We start from the raw sequence: 22,784 nt of genomic DNA, 5'->3' as shown, positions 1-22,784 counted from the left end.
GTATAAAGAAAACAAAAAATATAAATCATTGATGGATTTTTATAATATACATAGTTAATATATGTAAGAACAATTAACAATAACTAACAATATTATAAGGAGTTGCCATGAAGCGCGGATTTACATTAATTGAGCTTATGATCGTCGTTGCGATTATTGGAATTTTATCCATGATTGCTCTTCCCTCCTATCAAGACTATACCAAAAGAACATATGTATCAGAAGGCTTAGCATTAGCCTCTTCAGTCAAATTATCTGCCATGGAAACTTTTGCTACAACAGGAACCTGGCCTATGAGAAATGCTGATGCAGGCCTACCAAATGGCGATCAAATTTCAGGACAAGCTACCCATTCTATTTGGTTATCACCTTTGGCTATAACCAATGAGAATACACAAGAAAATACAACTATTTCATCTATATTAATTTTTTACAATAAGAAAGTTGTACCCAATGCTGATACCTTCCCTACAAATAACCCTGGATATAATGGCAACAATTTTTTGTCCATGTACCCAAAAAGCTTTGGCCCCCAATCTCAAAGCAATGAAGGCTCCATAGAATGGACATGTTGGTTTACTGGTGATGCTCTATTACACAGATGGGTACCTGCTAATTGCAGAAAACAGATGGAACCTTAAATATAAAATGTTTTTAACAATTATCTTTTTATCCGAATGATTACAATGCCATCATGATAAATCATACTGTAATTAGGCTCGTTATTTATATTATAACTAATACTTTCACTTACTTATGATATAATTCAGCACACTAACGACATAGAGATACCAAATGAACTATCTAGAAAATGCACAAACTGAGATCGATGATTTTGCTTCAGACAACAACGAGCTTGCTCAAGAATTTGCAATCAAATTAAGCCAGCAACTTCATGGGCTTTTTAGAGATGATTGGGACAGTGATATTCACACCAAAGAAGATGTTTTGATGGTGGTTCTCGAAGAGAATGATGTATTACAAAAGTTTTGCGATGATAATAATATCAACATGCAAAATGAAGATGACGATACAGATTTTGATTTGCAATATGCTAGAGAACTACAACATGTCATCATCGATGCTGTCGCTGAATTCTTTGAATTGGAATAAATGATTACAGATCATTCAATCCACAAATATAAAAGGCTGATCATTCAGCCTTTAATTATTGATATATGACAGCGTTCCAAATATATAACAAGCCGTCCTATCATTGGCTATTTTCTGAATGTCATCACTGTGTTTACAATATATTTTTTAATTGCACGAGATAATATATGATCACAGCCATTGTTAAAGCAGCTATTTTACCAGAACGAATTGAAACTCTTCGTAACATTGCCAACATCCTACAACACGAATATGCAGCCAATGAAGAAGGCTGCCAGCGTTATGAATCATTCATTGATGGCGATACATTCATCACAATAGAAATTTGGGAAAATCAGCAACTATTGGATATCCATTTAGAGCAAGAACATGTAAAAACATATGTGCCTCAAATGAAAGAATGCATTGTTGATGGCATTTTTCATGTAACTTTCATCCATAGCGATGACATTACACAGATCACTATTTAAATCAGCAATTGCCTTTCTTAGCTTGTCCTGGTGGACAATGGCGATAAGCACCATTATTTTTATGACTATTATCTATTGTGACAGTACCATCAGAATCAATAGTGACTCGCTTTGGTGGCTGCGCTGTCACAGAACAAGCCGATAAACTCAATGCAATAACGGCGATGACTAAATATCTCATTGATTTCCCTCTTTGACGATCAATTCATGCTAAAACAGCACTATAACAATTCACGATACAATAAAAAAGGCTGATATATTTCAGCCTTTTTAAACTAATTTGGGGGAGAAATTATTCTCTACCCATGAATTCACCTGTTTCTGTATTCACACGAATTTTAGTACCATTTTCGATGTAATCAGGTACTTGAACATCAATACCTGTAGACATGCGTGCTGGCTTCGTGCGTTTTGTTGCACTGCCACCTTTTAATTCAGGCGCTGTATCAACAATTTCCAACACAATGCTTTGTGGTGGTGCTAATGCGATAGGATTTTCATCAATCAAAGAAACATAATAACCTTCTACGCCTTCGACGATATAACCTTTAATATCAGACACAATTTTTGCAGACAAAATATACTGTGTGTAATCTTCCACATCCATGAATACATAATCTTCACCATCCATGTATGAGAAAGTTGCTTCGCGCTTACTTAAATCAACAGATTCTAGATCATCATCTGCTCGCAAAGATAAATCGACTTTGTGTCCATCAGGAATAGAAAACATCTGAATGCGGTAAGTTGTATTACCACCACGCGCTGTCGGAGCTGATTTCTCCACCTCGCGAACCACATAATAAAGCCCATTATGAGCCAAAACCGTATGTTTTTTTACCTCATTTGCTTTCATACATCATTCCTTATTTAACAAATTCTTAACGACATTTCGCATGAATCAACGTAGTTGCATGTTGATATGCTTCTTCTACTTGGTCAGGGCGGCTGACATGGAAATTGAGATCATTCAAATGACCATCAGCTAAACCATAAATACAACCATGAACCGTAAAGCGCTGTCCGCGCTCCCAAGCATCCTGTACGATGGTCGTTTGCGTAATATTATAAGCCTGTTCAATGGCATTTAACTCACATAAACGATCATGACGAGAAGTCACATCTTCACATAAATATAAAGAGTGCTCTTCATACACATTGCGAACATGCAAAAGCCAGTTGTCCGCTAAACCAACGCGTTTGCCTTCCAATGCAGCTTTTACGCCAGAACAGCCATAATGACCAACCACTAATACATGTTTCACTTTAAGGATATCGATGGCAAATTGAATCACTGATAAACAGTTAAAATCACTGTGCACAACAACATTCGCAATGTTACGATGCACAAAAACTTCACCTGGTGCAATGCCCGCAATTTGGTTAGCAGGTACACGAGAATCGGAACAACCAATCCATAAATACTCTGGTGATTGTTGATCCACTAAAGATTCAAAAAATCCTGGTGATTCTTCTTTAACTTTAGCAGCCCAAGCTCTATTCTTTTCAATGATCTTTTCAAATGCCATCTTATGAGTCCTTATGGATGTTTAGCCGATCGATTTCGCATCGATGTCATAATAATCCAATTTCTTTTTCAAAGTTGAACGCGTAATGCCTAAAATTTCAGATGCTTTAGACTGGTTACCATTTGTGTACTCTAACACTTTTTCAAATAATGGGCGCTCAACTTCCGATAATACTAAACGATATAAGTTAGGTGGATATTTTCCATCTAATTGCAGAGAAATCTCATTCAATGCGGTTTTTACAGATTCACGCAATGGGATATGACTTTTGATTCTGCGTTGTGCGATCATTCTTTGTTACTCCTAAAATAAATTACGCAACAATCGGTTGATTGTTAATTAACGATGTCAAAATATGGTGTTGTTCATCCCTGCTCCGCGCAGCCATTAATGTGGTTCGCCAATCTTTCCCATTGTCAAACCAAGATGAATACCATAATAGATGTTTACGTGCGACTCGAACGCCTTTCTCGTCACCATAAAGCTTATATAAACCATCAAGGTGAGTTGTCATCACCTCAAAAATTTCATCTGTCGATGGTTGATATACTGTGTCTTCCACTAAGGAGCGGAAAATCCATGGATTACCAAAAGCGCCACGACCTATCATTAAGCCGTCCGCTTGGGTGACTTCCAATACATGGCGTGCTTTTTCAACGCTTGTAATATCACCATTGGCAATCACAGGGATAGAAATTTGAGATTTAATGTCACGAATGGTTTCATATTCAGCTTCACCTGAAAAACCATCCTGACGTGTTCGGCCATGAATTGTTAATGCTTGAATGCCAACTTTTTCTGCAATTTTGGCAATGTTTAAAGCATTTTTATTCTCATGATCCCAACCTGTACGAATTTTTAATGTGACAGGCACATCCACAGCGCTCACAACGGCGGTTAAAATATCTTTAACCAATGCTTCATCACGCATCAATGCAGATCCTGCAGCTTTTTTACACACTTTTTTTGCAGGACAACCCATATTAATATCAATGATATCTGCACCTAAACTCACGTTATAACGTGCAGCATTCGCCATATCTTCTGGCTCTGTCCCTAAAATTTGAATAGAAATCGGGCCTTGCTCGCCATCTAAGACAACACGATTTTTACTTTTATCTGTGTCCCACAAGTTTTCTTGCGCATTCACCATCTCAGACACCGCTAAACCAGCGCCCTGAGCACGGCATAACTTGCGAAATGGCAAGTCAGTAATGCCTGCCATTGGTGCCATAATGAATGGATTATTGAGAGAAAGCCCGCCTATTTTCATGCACGTTTAATTCCATGCACTAAAGCCCAACCATCAATTGTATTGAAAGGCTCTACAAAATCAAACCAAGGAGAATATGCTTCTTTAATCATATCGATATCAGAGATCAAAATTCCCGCCAAGATAATGTTCGCATTAGGCTTTGCTAATGATGCTAATTTCTCTGCCAAAGCCGTCAAAGGCAAAGCCAAGATATTTGCCATCACCAAATCCACAGGTTCAGCGACAAATTCATTAGATAAAACGCAGTCGATTGTCACGTTATTGCGTTCAGCATTTTCATGGGTTGCTTTAATTGCTTGAGGATCAATATCCGTTGCATCACAACTTGCCGCACCCAAAACACGCGCTGCAATCCCTAAAACACCTGAACCACAACCATAATCGATGGTTGTATGATTAGCCACTTGAGCTTTATGGTTAGATAACCATGTCAAACATAATGCAGTGGAAGGATGCGTGCCTGTACCAAATGCCAAACCTGGATCTAACATCACAGTTGCACATTCTGGTTCTGGTGGTGATAAATGCGTTGGGCAAATCCAAAGATTTTCACCAAATTTCATAGCATGGTAATGATCCATCCATGAGCGTTCCCAATCAGTATTTTGTAAATGATTTTCTTTTACAACTGGCAACGCATTGATTTCTGTTGATAAAACACTCGCCACACACGAGAAAATCTCTTTCTCATCACAAGGTGTTTCAAATAACCCTGTCACTAATGTTTCTGGCCACAATGGCGTTTCACCTGGCAATGGTTCTAATACTGGGTGATCTTCGGCATCGCTGTACGTTACAGCAATCGCGCCTGCAGTTAATAGCGCTTTATCTATTTCATCTGGTGAATATTGACCAGATTTTAGAGTAAGCTCAAACCATTCCTTCACGATGTAACTCCTGAAAAGTGTCTAATAAAAGGGCAATGAATACTATCGAAATTTTTACAGAAGTCAAGAAGGCTCCTCACAATAACGAATAAGTATTGTATATAAATTGCGCAAAAAATCCTATTTAAAATATAATTTCAAAGGAAATTTTTTTCTTAAAAAATTTTTACAAATTAGGATTTAATTTTCTGATGAGCTGTTCTTGTGCATCAGATTTCGCTGGCACTCTTAGCAATAGAAGGTCAAATAGTTCAGGATCTTGCATCTCTAAAAGCTCTACAAGTAGTGCTTTTTCCTCTGCGGGTGCAGTTGGGTAATGGTTATCTAAATATTGATCAAACAAACGGTCCATTTCACGCATGCCTCTGCGCGCACGCCATCTAATCTTAGGTAACTGATCCATAACTAATCCTTATCAAAACAGGGGCGAGTATTCTAGCATGGTTCTATTTGAACTGCCTCATCATTCGGATGGTAATTTATTTCAAATAAAAAATATTTCGAATAATGAACGAAAACTATTAAATTTTGTAATAGAATGAATCCGCATTACCTTATTGTAATGTATTTGTAGTTTATCGGTTTCTCACTATTTTAAATGAGGAGTATGTATGACAACAATTTCACCCGCAACTTATGGTTTTCCTGTTCAACTCAAGAAAAGATATGAAAATTTTATTGGTGGTCAATGGGTTCCTCCTGTCAAAGGCGACTACTTTGAAAATATCACCCCATTAACAGGAAAAGCAATTTGCGAAGTCGCATCATCATCCGTAGAAGACGTAGAAGCTGCCTTAGATGCAGCACATCATGCCCAAAAAACTTGGGGCAAAACATCTCCAGCAGAGCGTGCTTCTATCCTTAATCGAGTAGCAGATCGTTTAGAAGCGAATCTAGAGTTATTAGCCTCTGTTGAAACATGGGATAATGGCAAAGCCATCCGTGAAACACTCGCAGCAGACATCCCTTTAGCCATTGACCATTTCAGATATTTTGCAGGCTGTATCCGCGCACAAGAAGGTGCTTTAAGCCAAATCGATGAAAATACCGTTGCTTATCATTTCCATGAGCCCATCGGCGTTGTTGGGCAGATCATTCCTTGGAACTTTCCGATCTTAATGGCCTGCTGGAAGATAGCACCTGCACTCGCCGCAGGTAACAGTATTGTACTTAAACCTGCAAAATTTACGCCCATCTCTATTCTCGTATTTGCTGAATTAATTCAAGACATTTTACCCCCTGGAACACTCAATATAGTCAATGGTTCTGGTGCTGTCATTGGTGAACATTTAGCAAAATCACCACGCATTGCCAAAGTTGGCTTTACAGGCTCAACAGAAGTTGGGCAAACCATCATGCGTTGCGCTGCTGAAAATGTCATCCCTGTCACATTAGAATTGGGCGGTAAATCCCCAAATATCTTCTTTGAAGATGTTATGGCTAAAGATGATGGCTATTTAGATAAAGCTTTAGAAGGCTTTGCAATGTTCGCTTTAAACCAAGGGGAAATTTGCACTTGCCCAAGTCGAGTATTAATCCAAGAATCCATCTATGATGCATTTATCGAAAAAGCGATCCAGCGTGTCAAAGCCATTCAACAAGGTAACCCGATGGATCGTACAACGATGATGGGTGCACAAGTTTCCATGCAACAAGTCAATACCATTATGAACTACATTCAAATTGGTAAAGATGAAGGCGCAGAACTTTTAACAGGTGGTCATCGCGCAGATCTCGGCGATGATTTATCAGAAGGCTTCTACATTGAACCAACTGTATTTAAAGGCACGAATGATATGCGTATTTTCCAAGAAGAAATTTTCGGCCCTGTATTAGCTGTCACAACCTTTAAAGATGAAGAAGAAGCCTTAGCAATCGCTAATGATACAATTTATGGTTTAGGCTCAGGTGTTTGGAGCCGTAATGGTAATATCGCGTACAGAATGGGACGCGGAATCCAAGCTGGTCGAGTTTGGACAAACTGCTATCACCAATATCCTGCACATGCTGCATTTGGTGGCTATAAAATGTCAGGCTTTGGCCGAGAAACTCACAAAATGATCCTGAATCATTATCAACAAACCAAAAATCTGTTAGTGAGTTATTCAGAACAACCGATGGGATTTTTCTAATAGCTAACAAATTTAAATAGTTTTGCTGATACTAAAAAGCCTGATTCAATATTGAATCAGGCTTTCTTTATACACTACAAACATCTTATCTACGACAAGACACAGATAAAACACGGCCTTTACGATAAACAATACGACATTGCTGGTTATTCTTTGCACTGCCACACATTGCCGCAGAAATACTGATATTATTCACCTTACAGCCAGCCAATGCACCTTTACTATTGTAGATCATGCTCATACGCCCTACAATCGCCTTAGGTGGCGCGGTCAATACAGTTTCACCTTGTGCACCCTTCGCACCCATTTTTGGCATCACACCACGAACAGGCTGATTATTAGCAACACTTGAAGCTGTATCACTACCACTTGGTGCGCGTCGGCTATTTGCAGCGATCCTTGCATTGATCTGATGCAATGTCTCCAAATCAGGCTCACCTGTCACTTTATGACTGTAACGCTTTTGGAATGTTTCAATAGTTTTTTTAGTCGTTGGCCCCATCAAACCATCAGCTTTAAGCTTATAACCCAATTTCGTCAACTCACTTTGAATATGTCGAACGGTCTCTTTCTTAAAGGCCTTGAAAAGATCATCTGTCAATTCTTCATTCACTTTCAACTTAGTTTTTTTCTTAAAGTTTTCAATAGCTTCATTAGTTGCCTTCCCTTGCAAACCATCAATTTTGCCATTAAAGAAACCTAATGCTGTCAAATATTCTTGAGCACTTTGTGTTTTTTCTTTCAAAATTCTCTGTTGTTCAAGGATCTCTAAATATGTTTTCACATAGTCCTGATTATTCATATCACCTAACACAATCAATAAAATGCCAATATCTAATTGATGTGGATCTGTATCGGGCAATTTATGATCTTTACGAAGATTCATAATAATGCGACGAGTTTTCGGCCCTAATGTGCCTGTTGGTGCATCCTCTAATAATCCTTTTTCATTAAAATATCTCTGGATCTTTGTAATGGCCTGAGCATTTAACTTAGCCATTGTTTGGCGACCTGCTTTACCATCTACGCCTAAGTCATTATTAGATTGGAAGGTTTTAATCGCTTCTGTTAATTCTTCACTTGGCTGACCATCCACTTCACCATGGAAACCGCCCAAAATTGCCAACATTAATTGCAACTGTACAGAATCCTCAATACCCTGAGGATTAAAACTAGAAACACCTGTAACCTCTTCTGTCGCTGTCACATCTGTTGTTTCCGTCACAGCCGCACCAGTACCTGATTCATCCTCACTCTCTTCCTCAATGATGCCATCTTCCTCTGAATGATCTATTTCTGTAGTGGCGATATCATCCATTGAGCCATCATTCAGCATTTGCCCTTCATTGAACAACGTACTTAATGTCTCAGGCAACAATTGTCCCTGTGGCTTCAGCCCTGAACTTTCTTCATATGATTTCAACGCATCTACGGTACCAGCGCCTGGAATACCATCAATCTGCTGATCATAAAGCCCTAATTGCTTCAGCTTCTCTTGAACTTTTTTCCAAATAATTTTCTCTAATGGTCCTTCCCATTTAGCACTCATAATACCTGTTGGCTTGACACCGATAGATGTTTCAAAGTCCTTAATGGCTTGGCGAGTCGCTGGCCCCATTTGCCCATCTAAAGTACCTGCGGGGAATCCAGCAACCGTCAACCAAACTTGTAGATTTAACAGTTTACCTGCGGATGCATTACTGTCAATCAAAAAACCCGCTGTCATTGGCTCAGTTGCCACCACCAATTCAGTTTTTTTGATAACTTCTACTGTTTCTGCTGATTTATCCACTTCGGTTGAGATATCTTTGGGTTCAACTTTGATAACTTTAGGTGTTTCTTTAGGAGCTTCCGATGCTGTTACAGGAATACTCACAACTTCCATATCTTCAACGCGCTTAATCTCAGTGGGCTTTTTCACAACATTACGCTGAGCGATTGTATTTGCATAAGCTTGTTTCAAAGCCACAATATCAGCAAGAGATAAATGCCCTGTTGCAGGCAAACCTTCCGATTCTTGGAAATCTTTTAAAGCTATGGCGGATTCATCACTCCAAACGCCTGTAATTTTAGGAGAATTAGCATCAAACAATAATTCTTGCAGATAACGAACCCCATCCTCTTCTAAATCAGCGTACCAATCTGGCGTGATCTGCTTTTGCGGATTCAAACCACGCGTTGTTTGATATTTTAAAATGGCTTCTTCTAAGCCTTTATCATAAACACCTTGTAAGTTGAAATTCTTTGAATTAACGGGAATGTCCAATAACAAAAACCATAAACGAATGCGTTCAATCATCTGAGGCGATACACCAGATGATACATTCTGTGTCACCATCCAGCGTTGAACATCTGAATCATTGTTCAAAACTGCATAGTCATACATTGTAAAACCATGTTTATCTTCTGTATTGAGCAATTTAGGAGATTTTTCAATCTCCTCTTTCACCCCTTCTAAAGCAGACGATGAAACCACTGTAAAAATGTCTTGCTCTGTCTTAGAAAAATTCAGGAAAACTGGGATAATAACCACTACCGCCAGCCAACCATATTTAAGGTATTTATTCATCATTATTCCTTAATTGTTGGAATGAGTCCTTTTCTTAAAAGTACCAATAATAGAGAAATCGCCGCAGGTGTTACACCTTGAATGCGCGAAGCTTGGCCAATTGTTTCAGGTTTTTGACGTGTTAATTTCTCACACTGCTCTCTTGATAAACCTTTAATTGCAGCATAATCAATATTATGTGGCAATTTAGCCTCTTCAAACTTCTTATTACGAGCAATCTCATCCATACCACGCTGAATGTAACCTTCGTATTTCGTTTGAATCACAACATCTTCAATTGCAATGCGAGATAAATCATCAAATTTTGGTGCTTCTGGCAATGATTCTAAAGATTCAAACGTCACTTCTGGGCGCTTCAAAAGCGTTAATGCTCTCATATTGTGTGGCATAACAACAGAAGTTTCTGCCTGCAATTGCTTACCTTGCTCAGATTCTTGAACCACCATCCATTCACGCAAACGTGCTTCCGCTGCGATGCGATCTTCATTTTTCTGCAAATAGTGTTGCCATTGCTCTTCGCTGACCAAACCTAATTCATAACCAATCGGCGTTAAACGCTCATCTGCATTATCTTCGCGTAGGATCAAACGATACTCAGAACGTGATGTAAACATACGATAAGGCTCTTGAACGCCTTGCGTGATCAAATCATCCAACATGACACCAATGTATGATTCATGGCGTAATGGATACCATTCTTCTTTACCCAAGTAATTACGCGCAGCATTTAAGCCTGCAATCAAACCTTGTGCAGCAGCTTCTTCATAGCCTGTCGTACCATTAATTTGACCTGCAAAGTACAAGTTTTTAATCGCTTTAGTTTCCAATGTGAACTTCAAATCACGAGGATCAAAGAAATCATACTCAATCGCATAACCTGGGCGAGTAATATGCGCATTTTCTAGCCCTGGAATACTGTGAACCAAGTTAATTTGAACATCAAATGGCAAGCTTGTTGAAATACCATTTGGATAATATTCATAGGTTGATAAGCCTTCTGGCTCTAAGAATACATGGTGGCGATCTTTATCCGCAAAACGCATGATTTTATCTTCAACCGACGGACAATATCTTGGGCCAATGCCTTCGATCACACCTGCATACATTGGTGAACGATCCAAACCACCACGAATGATATCGTGCGTGCGTTCATTGGTATAAGTTGTCCAACAAGAAATTTGACGCGGATGCTGCAATCTTTCTCTCATGTAAGAGAAATATGGCACAGGATCATCGCCTTTCTGCTCTTCCATGCCTGAAAAATCAATTGTACGACCATCAATTCGTGGCGGTGTACCTGTTTTCAAGCGATGAATATTCAAAGGCAATTCACGCAATCTTTGCGCCAAACTGTTAGATGGTGGATCACCCATACGGCCGCCTTCATAGTTGGACATACCCACATGAATCAAGCCTGATAAGAATGTACCTGCTGTCAATACAACAGAATGACCATGGAAGCGAATGCCTGATTGCGTCACAACGCCAGTGATTTTATCGCCTTCAACAATGAAATCATCAGCCGCTTGTTGAAAAATAAAGAGGTTTTCTTGCTCTTCCACATATTTACGAACAGCTGCGCGATACAAAGCACGATCCGCTTGTGCACGTGATGAACGAACCGCTGGACCTTTCGATGCATTCAAAATACGGAATTGAATACCACCTAAGTCTGTCGCTTTTGCCATTAAACCGCCAAGTGCATCGATCTCTTTAACGATCTGCCCTTTCCCAATCCCGCCGATTGCTGGGTTACAGCTCATCTGCCCGATTGTTTCAATGTTATGTGTTAATAGTAATGTGGGAACACCTAATCTTGCTGAAGCCATCGCTGCTTCTGTGCCAGCATGTCCGCCACCGACGATAATTACGCCAAAATGTCTAGGAAAGTCCATAAATACACTTATATCTTAAAGAAAAGCAAAAGAGCTATATTATCAGTTTTGCACTAAAATCCCAATAATTCATGCATAGATTTACATAATTACCGATTATGAAAAATTACTCAAAGACTTTCGGTAAAATCACCACCGTACCTGTGTTTTGTTCTGGATATTCATAAGTCAGCTCAATGGATTCAATTTTCTGCCAACTTGGTACAACTGTTCTCATCGTTAATTTGGCTGCCGACCATTCTCCTGCTGTTATTTCTTGTGCAATATTAACAATCCTTTTTTCATACACAACTTCCTTCATTAAGGTTTCAAGAGATTTCGGATATAATAATCTAACTGATTATTCATAAATTTAAAATCCAATGAGCACATAATGATAAAAGTCGAAAATCTCTATTATGATTACCCAGAAACACGCGCACTGAACAACATCAATGTCGAATTACCTAAAGGCTCCATTACAGCATTAATTGGCCCAAATGGTGCGGGTAAAACAACACTTCTAAGAGCGATCGCAGGCTTGGATGAACCTATTCACGGCAATATTTATATTGATGACCTTAATGTTTGGGAGCAACCTGATCAGGCCCGCAAAATCATCAGCTATCTCCCTGATCATTTTGGGTTATATGATCATCTCAACCTGATACAAAATCTCACATATGCAGGATGGGCACATGGTTTACGCGATGACAAACTAAACAATGCCATTCAATGGGCGCTCGGCAAAGTTCAATTAGATATGAACGGAAATACATTGGCAAGAAACTTATCTCGCGGACAAAAACAGCGACTTGCATTAGCACAGGTATTAATCCATCGCCCCAAAATTGTACTCTTAGATGAACCTGCATCAGGCTTAGACCCACAATCTCGACATGCTCTATCGAGATTTATTCTGGAGCTTGCCACAGAAGGCATGACATTCATTGTGTCATCGCATATTTTGGATGAACTGGAAGATTATTGCTCGGGCATTTTGATTTTAGAGAAAGGTAAAATGCTCTCTTACCAAACTTATCAATCCAAAGGTCATATTCAACCCAATACAGTATCGGAGCGAATGATAGAAATCGCCCTTGTGAATACTGAAGATCACCCTGCGCTCCTCGCGTATCTACAAAACCAACTCATTCATGCAAAAATGGGAGATGGCGTGATTGAATGCACAATGACTGTAGATAATCATGCGCTATACAAACTTCATAAAGCATTAATGCAAGATTGGCAAATCATCCATTTCGCCATCAGCAGCCAAACATTACAAAATACCTATCTCAATATTTTGGATCAACATCAACAGCAAGGTATTTAAAGGAATCTGAATGATGAAACGCTATTCACTATTTTTAAACAACCCTGAATTCACTCGGAATTTGTGGTCCAATTTTTCTTTAATCGGCATTGGCTTATCGCTATTTTTATCAGCCAATCTATTACTGTTTGCACATTACAACCTCGATTCTTTTACCGCTATTTTAAATGTTTATTTAGGATTATTTCTTTGCATTGTGGGTTTCTGGGGCTCTAATAATGTGATCAATGCTTTTTTACAAGAGTTCAAACAAGGTACTTGGGATTACCAGCGCCTCAGTAGTATTTCCCCGATGCAAATGCTGTTGGGTAAATTATTCGGCGCATCCTGTATGCAATGGTTAATTGGACTCATTCTATTTATGACCATGCAAATTCATTTCTCATTTTTATCTATTACACCAGCCTATTTCGCACGATCTGCTTTTATTTATTGGGCAATTCTTTCATTAATCATCCTCACCATTCAAAGCAATGTATTGATGAATTTCTTATTGATGTGGAGAAAAGGCAGTACGAAAACAACACGCAAAATAAGATCTTCTTCTGCCACTTGGATTTTTCTTATCATTGCCATATTTTTCATGCCTTGGGGAAGCCACGATTTCTGGTCCTCCATGCTCGCAGCAAAAACGATACGCTTCTTCGGCTTATACATTAATGAAGTGCAATATATTTTGATCATCACTATATCTTTAAGCATATGGTGCATGATCGGTTTATATAACCTGTTTCGTAGTGAATTTGGGCAAAAGGTTTCACCCTTATGGTGGGCAGGATTTTTATTATTTTCCATCATCATGTTTGGATGCACTCAATTTTCAACCCAAGATTTTTTTGGTAAAAATGCCTCACTGTCATTTTTCAGTATCACAGCAATGTTTTGTGCAGCATCCATTTATCTCACGCTTTATTACACAAATAAAGATGCATCCACTTGGATTCGTTTAGGTCGCTATTGGCAATACAATGCGCGTGAAAAACTGTTTTACAGCATACCTACTTGGTTAACGAGCTATTTATTCACCATTATTTTTGCCATCATCGCTTGTATTATTATTTACACCGAAGAATCAGCTCATGATGCAACACGCGCACTACTTATTACACTTTCATTTCTACTGTTCATTACTCGCGATATTGTGATCGTACTCTATTTTAACCTTGCACGTAAAAACACCTATTTAATATTTATTTTCTTACTACTATACCTCAGCTATCCACTTAATCTTAATATTATTCCTGCGGGGCTATTTTTCCCCAGTTTAAGTACAGGTATGAGCTCATTGATATTGGCCATTTTCTCCCCCATGATACAAACAGCGATATTCATCTTACTCTTTAAAATGAATTGGCATAAATTCATGCCGAGCTTTAAAGAACAAAATGCGTAAGGAGCGATTATGCAGAAGAAAATTCCGATGTCATTATTGGATTTAGTGCCCGTTGGCGAAGGGCAAACCATTGCAACAGCAATTCATCAATCTGTTGAACTAGCACAATGCGCTGAAAATGTAGGTTTTAAAAGATTCTGGTTAGCTGAGCACCATAATATGGCTGGCATTGCGAGTGCGGCAACCTCCCTTTTACTGTGCCACATTGGTAATCACACACAGACAATCAGAATTGGTGCAGGTGGAATCATGCTGCCTAACCATTCACCTTTAGTGATTGCAGAGCAATTTGGCACATTGGCAACACTCTTCCCTAATCGCATTGACTTAGGATTAGGTCGAGCACCTGGCAGCGATATGACAACAGCAACTGCACTGCGCCGTAATCAACAAAAATCTGATCATTTCCCAAGCGATGTTGTAGAACTGCAATATTATTTAAATTCGGATGATGAGACTGATCTAGTTAAAGCATTTCCTGGCCGTGGCACGAAAATTCCGTTATGGATACTAGGCTCTAGTCTATTTGGCGCACAATTGGCGGCACATTTGGGTTTACCCTATGCATTTGCTTCACATTTTGCACCACAAGCTTTGAAACAAGCAGTAGACATTTACCGCAAGCAATTTAAGCCATCGAAACAATTGGCTAAACCTTATGTTAGCATTGCGGCAAATCTAGTCTTAAGTGAAACTGTTGAAGATGCTGAATATCATTTCACATCTAAACAGCAAGCTTTCACAAATTTACGACGCAACCAAGCAGGCTTAACACCAAAGCCAATCAAAGATATCAATGCTTTCTGGTCGCCAGCTGAAAAACAGAGCACAAGCACCGCATTAGCTTGCTCATTCGTTGGCACAGTAGATTCTGCCTCACCTCAAATTGATGAGTTTCTAGCTGAGTATCAACCTGATGAATTAATTGTTACTTGTGGCATTTACGAACAAGCTGCACGCTTGAAAACTTTGAAACTTGCTAAAGAATTACCACAGTTTCAATTTGTGTGATTTAACTAACAATAAGATCTAAAATCACCCCAAAGTTGTGTCCAACTTTTGGGGTGCAGTTCAGTAGGACGAAATGGCTTTATGAATATAACAGTACCATCTAAGTTAATTATTTAAGGCGCTTGGCCAACATCGTCGCAAACTGTAATTTCACGCGATTGCCATTGGCATCTAAACGGTGTAATTCACCCACATCTTCGTTATAAGTGACAATTTCCCAATCTTTATAATATTCCTGTAATTCACCTTCTTTAAATGTGAATGAAAAGCCTTGATCACATGGATATTGTGCTGTATCCATTGCAGATACAATCAAGTTATAACCGTTCACATTAGTATGCTCTTGCATGTTATGGATAATATCTGGCACACAATCTGAATTCAAAAACATGAATACAACAGTCGAAAAAATAAAATCATATTGCCCTTCAATTTTAGCTGAGTTAATGTCATAAACCGAAGGCTCTATATTTGTTAAACCTTCTTTGGCAATCACATCTTTTAAAAAAGCAATACTATTAGAATTCACATCCACAGAAGTTAAATCAAATCCTAATGAATTCAAATATAAACTATTACGACCTTGACCACAGCCCAAATCAAATGTTTTACATGGCTTCACTTTTTCAGTTGCCGCTATAACATCTGTATGTGGCATCGTTAAATCATAATTGTGATGATAATAGTCAACTGCGCGAATCTTACTCATAATAGCTTTCTCATATTCTTATAGTGGATCAATGCTCATTATTATAACCATGTTACTGAATAAAACAGATAGGATAAAAAAAGCTCAGCCAAAATATGACTGAGCTGAACCCCCTACACTTTTATTATTGCCCCATCTTTATTATTTTTGATCAAATGGCGCTGGTTTTGGTGTTTCATTCACCGATGGTGGTAAAATTGGCATCATTAATTGTGGTTGATCGCCCGTTAAAGTTTTCAAGAATGCAACAATGTTTGCCACTTCTTCATCGTTATAATTACGCTTCAATTGCAAGCGCCCCATAATCGCAACGGCATCTTCTAATGATTCCGCAGCACCATCGTGGAAGTACGGATAAGTTAATTCAACATTACGCAATGTTGGTACTTTAAACATAAAACGATCAGAATCTTTACCCGTCACTTCAACTCGACCTTGCGCAGGATTTTCTGTCACATATTCTTCCATCAAGCCCATTTTTTGAAATGAACTTCCGCCCATCGCGGTACCATAGTGACATGCAATACAACCAGATGTCGTAAACAAGTCATAGCCTGCTAATTCTTGTTCGTTTAATGCACCATCATCACCTTTCAACCATTGATCAAAACGTGAATTGGGCGTTACTAAAGTCTCTTCAAAACCTGCAATTGCATCTGTAATTTCATCAATCGTAATAGTATCAGTGCCATAGACAGCTTTAAATTCTGTCACGTAACCAGGAATCGACTCGATCACTTCCACTGCTAAATCATGTGTAAAACCCATCTCTTTAGGATTAGCAATTGGGCCGCCTGCTTGTTCTTTTAAGTCTTTTGCTCGGCCATCCCAGAATTGCACAAAGTTATATTTAGAGTTCAACACCGTTGGCGAGTTAATTGGGCCTTCCTGCCAATTATGACCAATGGATGTTTTTAAATTATCACTGCCACCCATAGATAAGTTATGACATGAGTTACATGAAATAAAGCCTGATTTTGATAGACGTGGATCGAACCATAACTTTTTACCCAATTCTACTTTTGCTGAGTTTTCAATCACAACATCACCAATGGGCTGAATAATTGCATCACGTTTTGCTTGAGCAAATGCTGATCCCCCGATCACCATAGAAATGGATACACCCATAGTTACCCAAAATTTATTTCTACTTAACATTATAGATTTACTCCCTTTTATAAAGTTCTCACCGATTAACCACACCGAGCTATCATTCAAGAATTTGATCGCTAGTCTAATACATATGCTTCAATGAAAGTAACCACCCCATTTTATGGCTTTGTTATTCCCTTCGTTATTCGTTATAATGGGGGGTATTTTCTAATAATATTTCAAGGGGTCATCAATGTTAGACATCCAGTTACTTCGTCACAATCTCGATGATGTTGTAACCCGTCTTCAAACACGCGGTTATGAATTTGATAAAGCACAATTTATTGAATTAGATGAACGTCGTAAGGGTTTACAAATTGAAGTTCAGGAACTTCAAAATTTACGCAACGTTAATGCTAAACGTATTGGCCAAGCTAAAGCAAAAGGCGAAAATATTGATGAAATTTTGAAAGAAGTTTCCAACAATACTGAGAAATTAGAGTCCTTAGAAAAAGAATTAAATGCAATTTTATCTGACTTGAATCAACTTCTCATGTCGATCCCTAATTTACCTGATGAATCTGTACCTGCTGGTAAAAATGAAGATGATAATGTCGAAATTCGTCGCTGGGGAACACCACGCGAATTCACATTTGAAGTCAAAGATCACGTTGCATTAGGTGCAGCAAATCAAGGCATTAACTCTGAAGCGGGCGTAAAAATTACAGGCTCACGTTTTACAGTACTACATGCAGGCGTAGCTCGTTTACATCGTGCGTTAGCTCAATTCATGTTAGATCTTCATACAGAAGAGCATGGTTATACTGAATTAAACGTACCGATGATCGTTAACAGCGACAGCTTAAAAGGCACAGGACAATTGCCTAAATTTGAAGAAGACTTATTCAAATTAACAGGTGAAGATCAATATTATTTGATCCCAACGGCTGAAGTACCTATCACAAATTTAGTGCGTGATGAAATCATCCCTGAAAACGAATTACCATTATCTTATGTCGCACACAGCGGATGTTTCAGATCAGAAGCTGGTAGTTACGGTCGCGATACTCGCGGCTTGATCCGTATGCATCAATTTGAAAAAGTGGAAATGGTTCACTTAGCGCATCCTTCTAAGTCTTTTGAACAATTAGAATTGATGACTCGTCATGCTGAAACTGTGTTAGAAAAGTTGGGTTTACCTTATCGCACAATCGTACTATGTACAGGTGATATGGGCTTTGGCGCAACAAAAACATATGACATCGAAGTATGGTTGCCTGGTCAAGAGAAATATAGAGAAATCTCCTCTTGCTCTAACTGTGGTGATTTCCAAGCTCGCCGTATGCAAGCACGTTTCCGTAATAGCGAAACAAACAAACCTGAGTTATTGCATACATTGAATGGCTCTGGTTTAGCTGTGGGTAGAACTTTAGTTGCAGTAATGGAAAACTATCAAGAAGAAGATGGTAGAATACGCATTCCTGAAGTATTGATTCCATATATGAACGGTAAAACTCACATTTAGAGTTTATTTATATAGTCAAAGAGGTTTTAGCTATGTCATTAGAGATAACAGATGAATGCATCAATTGCGATGTTTGTGAGCCAGAATGCCCAAATGAAGCAATTTCAATGGGTCCTGAAATTTATGTTATCGATCCAAACTTATGTACAGAGTGCGTGGGACATTTTGACACGCCACAATGTATGGAAGTGTGCCCTGTTGAATGTATCAACAAGGATCCCGCTAAGCCAGAAACTCAAGATGAGTTAATGGCAAAATACGAGAAACTTCAAGCTGGAAAGTAAAAAGTTTATGAAAAAAACTTCTCTTTTGTGTCTTATGGTAACAATAGGGTTCTTCAGTAATGCTAATGCAAGACAATATCCAATGCCTGAAAAAGGCTCGGATGTTGTTGGCTATACAGAAGTCATCTACCCTGAAACAGGCGAATCATTTGTTGATTTAAGTGTACGATATGAAGCAGGCTATGATGAGCTCAAATGGGCAAATCCGAATGCTAATTATTGGACGCCATCATCACAAATGCCTGTCATTTTGCCTTTCGAATACATTTTGCCAGGTAAAAAACGCACAGGGATCGTATCCAACATCCCAGAAATGCGCACTTACTACTTCCCAAAGGACGAAGATGTTGTGTATGTCTATCCCGTTGGTGTTGGCCGAATGGATTGGAAAACACCATTAGGCACATGGAAAGTTACAATTAAACAAGAAGCGCCGCCTTGGTATCCACCTGAAAGTATTCGCCGCGAACATCAGGAAATGGGTAAAGGCATTCTACCAAGAGTTGTACCAGCTGGCCCCGACAATCCTTTAGGCAATCATGTATTAAGATTGAACATTCCAAGCTATCTGTTACATGGCACTAACGATGTTACAGGCATCGGCATGCGCGTTACTCATGGTTGCATGCGCTTCTTCCCTCAAAATATTGAAGAGTTACACAGAATTGTACCAAATGGCACATCTGTTTCATTCATTAATGAACCCGTTAAAGTGGGCTGGAAAGGTGATGAGCTTTTGATCGAAGTCCACCCTCCTTTAGAAGAAGATAATTTAGATACTGAAGGCTTAAAACAAATTGCCTATGGTGTTTTAGCGCCCTATCTAAATGATCCAAACATTCAAATGGTTGATCGTCGTTTACTGGATCTCACAATCGAGAAAATGTCAGGTTTACCAACACATGTCGGTCAAAAAATTGACCCCAACAACCAAAATCCTCAACCACAAGAAAGTGGCAGTGCAATTAATATTGACTGGGATAAATTTAAATAAATAGCAGGAGAGTTTGATGGCATCTATCGAAGAAAGTTTGGCGTTATTAGAACGTGGAACTGACGAAATTATTTCAATTGAAGGTTTAACTGAGAAGTTAAAAGAAAACCGTCCGCTTCGAATTAAAGTGGGTTTCGACCCAACTGCCCCTGATCTTCATTTAGGTCATACTGTTGTTATCAATAAGATGAAACACTTCCAAATGCTTGGGCATGAAGTCAACTTCTTGATTGGTGACTTCACAGGCATGATCGGTGATCCATCAGGCAAAGATACAACACGTAAACCTTTAACGCGCGAGCAAGTTGTTGAAAATGCAAAAACTTATCAAGAGCAGATCTTTAAAATCTTAGATCCAGAATTGACTAAAGTAGTATTCAACTCATCATGGTTAGGTGAGCTAGGTACAGTTGGTATGATTCAATTAGCATCGCACTACACTGTCGCAAGAATGCTGGAACGTGATGATTTTGAAAAACGCTACAAAGGCCATCAACCCATTGCTCTACATGAATTCATCTATCCTTTATTACAAGGCTATGATTCAGTCAGCTTAAATACGGATGTGGAATTAGGCGGTACAGATCAGAAGTTCAACTTATTAGTGGGACGCGATCTGCAAAAAGCTTATGGCAAAGCATCACAAAGCGTCATCACAATGCCTTTATTGGAAGGCTTAGATGGCGTCAATAAAATGTCTAAATCTTTGGGCAATTATATTGGTGTTGACGACACTCCTGTTGAGCAGTTTGGCAAATTAATGTCTGTGTCAGACACTTTGATGTGGCGCTATTTTGATCTACTGAGCTTTGAATCTACAGCAACCATCGAAGGCTATAAAAAATCTGTTGCTGAAGGCATGAATCCTCGTGATATCAAATTCTTATTATGTAAAGAGATCATTTCTCGCTTCCATTCAGAATCTGATTATGAAATGGCTCATCGTGATTTTATCGAACGCTTCCAAAAAGGTAATTTACCTGAAAATATCGAAGAGATCACGGTAACTGCGCCAGAAGGTGAAATTCAGATCGCTGCACTATTGAAAGAAGCAGGTTTAGTAACATCTGTTTCCGAAGGTAATCGTTCAATTGATGGCGGTGCTGTTCGTATTGATCAAGAGAAAATTTCTGATCGCGGTTTGAAAATTGCAAAAGGCACAACAGCAGTATTCCAAGTGGGTAAACGTCGTTTTGCTAAAATTACAGTTAACTAATTTCTAGAGGTTATTATGACTTTCGTTGTTACCGAAAATTGCATTAAATGCAAATACACAGACTGTGTAGAAGTTTGTCCCGTGGATTGTTTTCACGAAGGCCCAAACTTTTTGGTGATCGATCCTGAAGAGTGCATTGACTGTACATTGTGCGAGCCAGAATGTCCTGCGAATGCAATTTTCTCGGAAGATGATCTACCTGATGATCAAGTTCAATTCTTAGATTTGAATGCCGAATTGGCACAACAATGGCCTGTGATTACTCAAATGACTGAGCACGCTGATGATGCCAAAGAGTGGGACGGCAAACCTAACAAACTAGAATTACTTGAGCGATAATAACTGATGGCGCGTCGATTAACCAAAAAACAGCACGAACGTATTTCCAACAAAAAAGTCGAGCAGATCGACGCGTTAAAGAGTTTAGATCCAGACTCTCTCTTTAAAGGGAGAGTGATCGCTCAGCATGGTCCACACTTAATGGTGGAAGATGCCGAGCATCAAATCTATAAGGCCAATATTCGTCAAAATCTAGAAACCATTGTGTGTGGTGATTATGTCTATTTCACTTTTGAGAATGACATCCCTGTAGTTTTACAATCCATCGAGCGAAATAATGAACTTGCTCGCGTCTCTTATGGTCAACGCAAAAAGTTAATTGCAGCGAATCTAGATCAGATCATCATTGTGCTTGCACCCAAACCTGAGCCAAGCCCATCTTTAGTGGACCGTTATTTGATTGCTATTCGTCAGTTTAATATCCCTGTGCTATTCATCATCAATAAAATTGATATGCTCGAAGAGAGTGACGACTTCTCTTTCGTAGATGAATATCAAAAAATATTCGACTGCCGAGTCATTAAAACATCACAAACTGATCCTGCATCTTTAACTAAATTAAAAGAAGAGCTGTATCACAAAACCTCTATTTTTGTTGGACAATCAGGTGTAGGCAAATCATCCCTCACCAATGCCATGATCCCTGAGTTATCACTACAAACTCAACGCATCAGTGCAACAACAGGTTTAGGCAACCATACAACATCCGCCACCACTTTGTACCATATGGAGAATCATCAAGGTGCATTAATCGACTCTCCAGGCGTTCGCAGTTTTAATATTGATCATTTAACTGTAGAATCCATTCAACATGGTTTCCCAGATATAATGCCTTTCGTTGCGCAATGTAAATTTAGCAATTGTCGTCATTTACAAGATCCAGGTTGTGCCGTTGAATCTGCCTTAGAGGAACATTTAATATCAGAACGCCGCATTCAAAGTTATTTGCAAATCATGCAAACTGCATTATAAATGCTAGATTTTTGGCAAAATTCTCTTGCTATTTCTCTCAATCGCTATAAAATGCATTGCCTT

At 38.9% G+C, this 22,784-nt stretch carries 24 protein-coding genes and 1 pseudogene; 13 read left to right on the top strand and 12 right to left on the bottom strand.

What is annotated here, in order from left to right:
- The first annotated feature begins 107 nt into the window (after positions 1-107).
- The 3 genes from ACA100_RS07815 (at position 108) to ACA100_RS07805 (ending at position 1,583) form a co-directional block, all read left to right on the top strand.
- Positions 108-641: a pilin gene (locus tag ACA100_RS07815; protein ID WP_481077145.1), complete on the top strand. Its 534-nt coding sequence runs from the start codon at positions 108-110 to the stop codon at positions 639-641.
- A gap of 154 nt (positions 642-795) precedes the next feature.
- Positions 796-1,113, top strand: coding sequence for a hypothetical protein (locus ACA100_RS07810; protein ID WP_481077144.1), 318 nt, complete (start codon positions 796-798; stop codon positions 1,111-1,113).
- A gap of 167 nt (positions 1,114-1,280) precedes the next feature.
- Complete coding sequence (locus tag ACA100_RS07805; RefSeq protein WP_481077143.1) at positions 1,281-1,583, top strand: putative quinol monooxygenase; 303 nt, start codon at positions 1,281-1,283, stop codon at positions 1,581-1,583.
- Position 1,584: 1 nt separating this feature from the next.
- On the opposite strand, the gene ACA100_RS07800 is transcribed toward ACA100_RS07805, so the two are convergent.
- The 7 genes from ACA100_RS07800 to ACA100_RS07770 form a co-directional block, all read right to left on the bottom strand.
- Positions 1,585-1,764 (bottom strand): hypothetical protein, encoded by a 180-nt coding sequence (locus ACA100_RS07800; protein WP_481077142.1) that lies wholly within the window; start codon positions 1,762-1,764, stop codon positions 1,585-1,587.
- 111 nt (positions 1,765-1,875) lie between these two features.
- Positions 1,876-2,439: an elongation factor P-like protein EfpL gene (gene efpL, locus ACA100_RS07795; protein ID WP_481077141.1), complete on the bottom strand. Its 564-nt coding sequence runs from the start codon at positions 2,437-2,439 to the stop codon at positions 1,876-1,878.
- Positions 2,440-2,464: 25 nt separating this feature from the next.
- The gene (gene can, locus ACA100_RS07790) at positions 2,465-3,112 is read right to left on the bottom strand and encodes a carbonate dehydratase (protein WP_481077140.1); all 648 of its coding nucleotides are present in this window, start codon (positions 3,110-3,112) and stop codon (positions 2,465-2,467) included.
- A 21-nt stretch (positions 3,113-3,133) separates the two neighbouring features.
- Positions 3,134-3,403: a helix-turn-helix domain-containing protein gene (locus ACA100_RS07785; RefSeq protein WP_008315064.1), complete on the bottom strand. Its 270-nt coding sequence runs from the start codon at positions 3,401-3,403 to the stop codon at positions 3,134-3,136.
- Positions 3,404-3,425: 22 nt separating this feature from the next.
- Positions 3,426-4,385 carry a tRNA dihydrouridine synthase DusB gene (dusB, locus tag ACA100_RS07780; protein ID WP_481077139.1) on the bottom strand — a complete coding sequence of 320 codons (960 nt, stop codon included), beginning with the start codon at positions 4,383-4,385 and terminating at the stop codon, positions 3,426-3,428.
- A complete protein-coding gene (gene prmA / locus ACA100_RS07775) occupies positions 4,382-5,275 on the bottom strand; it encodes a 50S ribosomal protein L11 methyltransferase (protein ID WP_481077138.1) in 894 nt (297 codons plus the stop codon). The genes dusB and prmA overlap by 4 nt, the downstream gene beginning before the upstream one ends.
- Before the next feature lie 166 nt (positions 5,276-5,441).
- Complete coding sequence (locus ACA100_RS07770) at positions 5,442-5,678, bottom strand: FAD assembly factor SdhE (RefSeq protein WP_481077137.1); 237 nt, start codon at positions 5,676-5,678, stop codon at positions 5,442-5,444.
- A 208-nt stretch (positions 5,679-5,886) separates the two neighbouring features.
- On the opposite strand from ACA100_RS07770, the gene exaC reads away from it, so the two are divergent.
- The gene (gene exaC, locus ACA100_RS07765; protein WP_481077136.1) at positions 5,887-7,407 is read left to right on the top strand and encodes an acetaldehyde dehydrogenase ExaC; all 1,521 of its coding nucleotides are present in this window, start codon (positions 5,887-5,889) and stop codon (positions 7,405-7,407) included.
- Positions 7,408-7,492: 85 nt separating this feature from the next.
- On the opposite strand, the gene ACA100_RS07760 is transcribed toward exaC, so the two are convergent.
- From ACA100_RS07760 to ACA100_RS07750, 3 genes are all read right to left on the bottom strand, one after another.
- Positions 7,493-9,976 carry a peptidoglycan-binding domain-containing protein gene (locus ACA100_RS07760; RefSeq protein WP_481077135.1) on the bottom strand — a complete coding sequence of 828 codons (2,484 nt, stop codon included), beginning with the start codon at positions 9,974-9,976 and terminating at the stop codon, positions 7,493-7,495.
- 2 nt (positions 9,977-9,978) lie between these two features.
- Positions 9,979-11,871 carry a tRNA uridine-5-carboxymethylaminomethyl(34) synthesis enzyme MnmG gene (gene mnmG, locus ACA100_RS07755; protein WP_481077134.1) on the bottom strand — a complete coding sequence of 631 codons (1,893 nt, stop codon included), beginning with the start codon at positions 11,869-11,871 and terminating at the stop codon, positions 9,979-9,981.
- Positions 11,872-11,977: 106 nt separating this feature from the next.
- Positions 11,978-12,172: a hypothetical protein gene (locus tag ACA100_RS07750; RefSeq protein WP_481077133.1), complete on the bottom strand. Its 195-nt coding sequence runs from the start codon at positions 12,170-12,172 to the stop codon at positions 11,978-11,980.
- Between the two features lie 72 nt (positions 12,173-12,244).
- Between ACA100_RS07750 and ACA100_RS07745 the strand changes: the two genes are divergently transcribed.
- Genes ACA100_RS07745 through ACA100_RS07735 form a run of 3 tightly spaced genes read left to right on the top strand, consistent with a single transcriptional unit; the run spans position 12,245 to position 15,590 of the window.
- Positions 12,245-13,186 (top strand): ABC transporter ATP-binding protein, encoded by a 942-nt coding sequence (locus ACA100_RS07745; protein ID WP_481077132.1) that lies wholly within the window; start codon positions 12,245-12,247, stop codon positions 13,184-13,186.
- Between the two features lie 10 nt (positions 13,187-13,196).
- Positions 13,197-14,579, top strand: a complete 1,383-nt coding sequence (locus tag ACA100_RS07740) for a hypothetical protein (RefSeq protein WP_481077131.1) — start codon at positions 13,197-13,199, stop codon at positions 14,577-14,579.
- A gap of 9 nt (positions 14,580-14,588) precedes the next feature.
- Complete coding sequence (locus tag ACA100_RS07735) at positions 14,589-15,590, top strand: LLM class flavin-dependent oxidoreductase (RefSeq protein ID WP_481077130.1); 1,002 nt, start codon at positions 14,589-14,591, stop codon at positions 15,588-15,590.
- Between the two features lie 109 nt (positions 15,591-15,699).
- On the opposite strand, the pseudogene tehB reads toward ACA100_RS07735, so the two are convergent.
- Positions 15,700-16,284, bottom strand: a pseudogene (gene tehB, locus ACA100_RS07730) (SAM-dependent methyltransferase TehB); the annotation flags it as partial.
- A gap of 156 nt (positions 16,285-16,440) precedes the next feature.
- Entirely contained in the window at positions 16,441-17,457 is a 1,017-nt protein-coding gene (locus ACA100_RS07725) for a cytochrome-c peroxidase (protein WP_481077129.1), read from the bottom strand.
- A gap of 187 nt (positions 17,458-17,644) precedes the next feature.
- Here ACA100_RS07725 and serS point away from each other — a divergent pair, with 187 nt between their 5' ends.
- From serS to rsgA, 6 genes are read left to right on the top strand one after another with little or no spacing between them, the layout of a single operon-like run.
- Positions 17,645-18,916 (top strand): serine--tRNA ligase, encoded by a 1,272-nt coding sequence (serS, locus tag ACA100_RS07720; RefSeq protein WP_481077128.1) that lies wholly within the window; start codon positions 17,645-17,647, stop codon positions 18,914-18,916.
- Positions 18,917-18,948: 32 nt separating this feature from the next.
- Positions 18,949-19,200: a YfhL family 4Fe-4S dicluster ferredoxin gene (locus ACA100_RS07715; RefSeq protein ID WP_077925451.1), complete on the top strand. Its 252-nt coding sequence runs from the start codon at positions 18,949-18,951 to the stop codon at positions 19,198-19,200.
- A gap of 7 nt (positions 19,201-19,207) precedes the next feature.
- Positions 19,208-20,194 (top strand): L,D-transpeptidase family protein, encoded by a 987-nt coding sequence (locus ACA100_RS07710; protein WP_481077127.1) that lies wholly within the window; start codon positions 19,208-19,210, stop codon positions 20,192-20,194.
- Positions 20,195-20,210: 16 nt separating this feature from the next.
- A complete protein-coding gene (gene tyrS, locus ACA100_RS07705; RefSeq protein ID WP_481077126.1) occupies positions 20,211-21,410 on the top strand; it encodes a tyrosine--tRNA ligase in 1,200 nt (399 codons plus the stop codon).
- A 15-nt stretch (positions 21,411-21,425) separates the two neighbouring features.
- Positions 21,426-21,749 (top strand): ferredoxin FdxA, encoded by a 324-nt coding sequence (gene fdxA / locus ACA100_RS07700; RefSeq protein ID WP_481077125.1) that lies wholly within the window; start codon positions 21,426-21,428, stop codon positions 21,747-21,749.
- Positions 21,750-21,755: 6 nt separating this feature from the next.
- Positions 21,756-22,721, top strand: coding sequence for a ribosome small subunit-dependent GTPase A (gene rsgA / locus ACA100_RS07695; protein WP_481077124.1), 966 nt, complete (start codon positions 21,756-21,758; stop codon positions 22,719-22,721).
- Positions 22,722-22,784: the final 63 nt, after the last annotated feature.

Source organism: Wohlfahrtiimonas sp. XWW7 (assembly GCF_056716055.1).
Note: the sequence above shows the minus strand (reverse complement) of the source record. Positions and strands in the feature narration are given on the sequence as shown.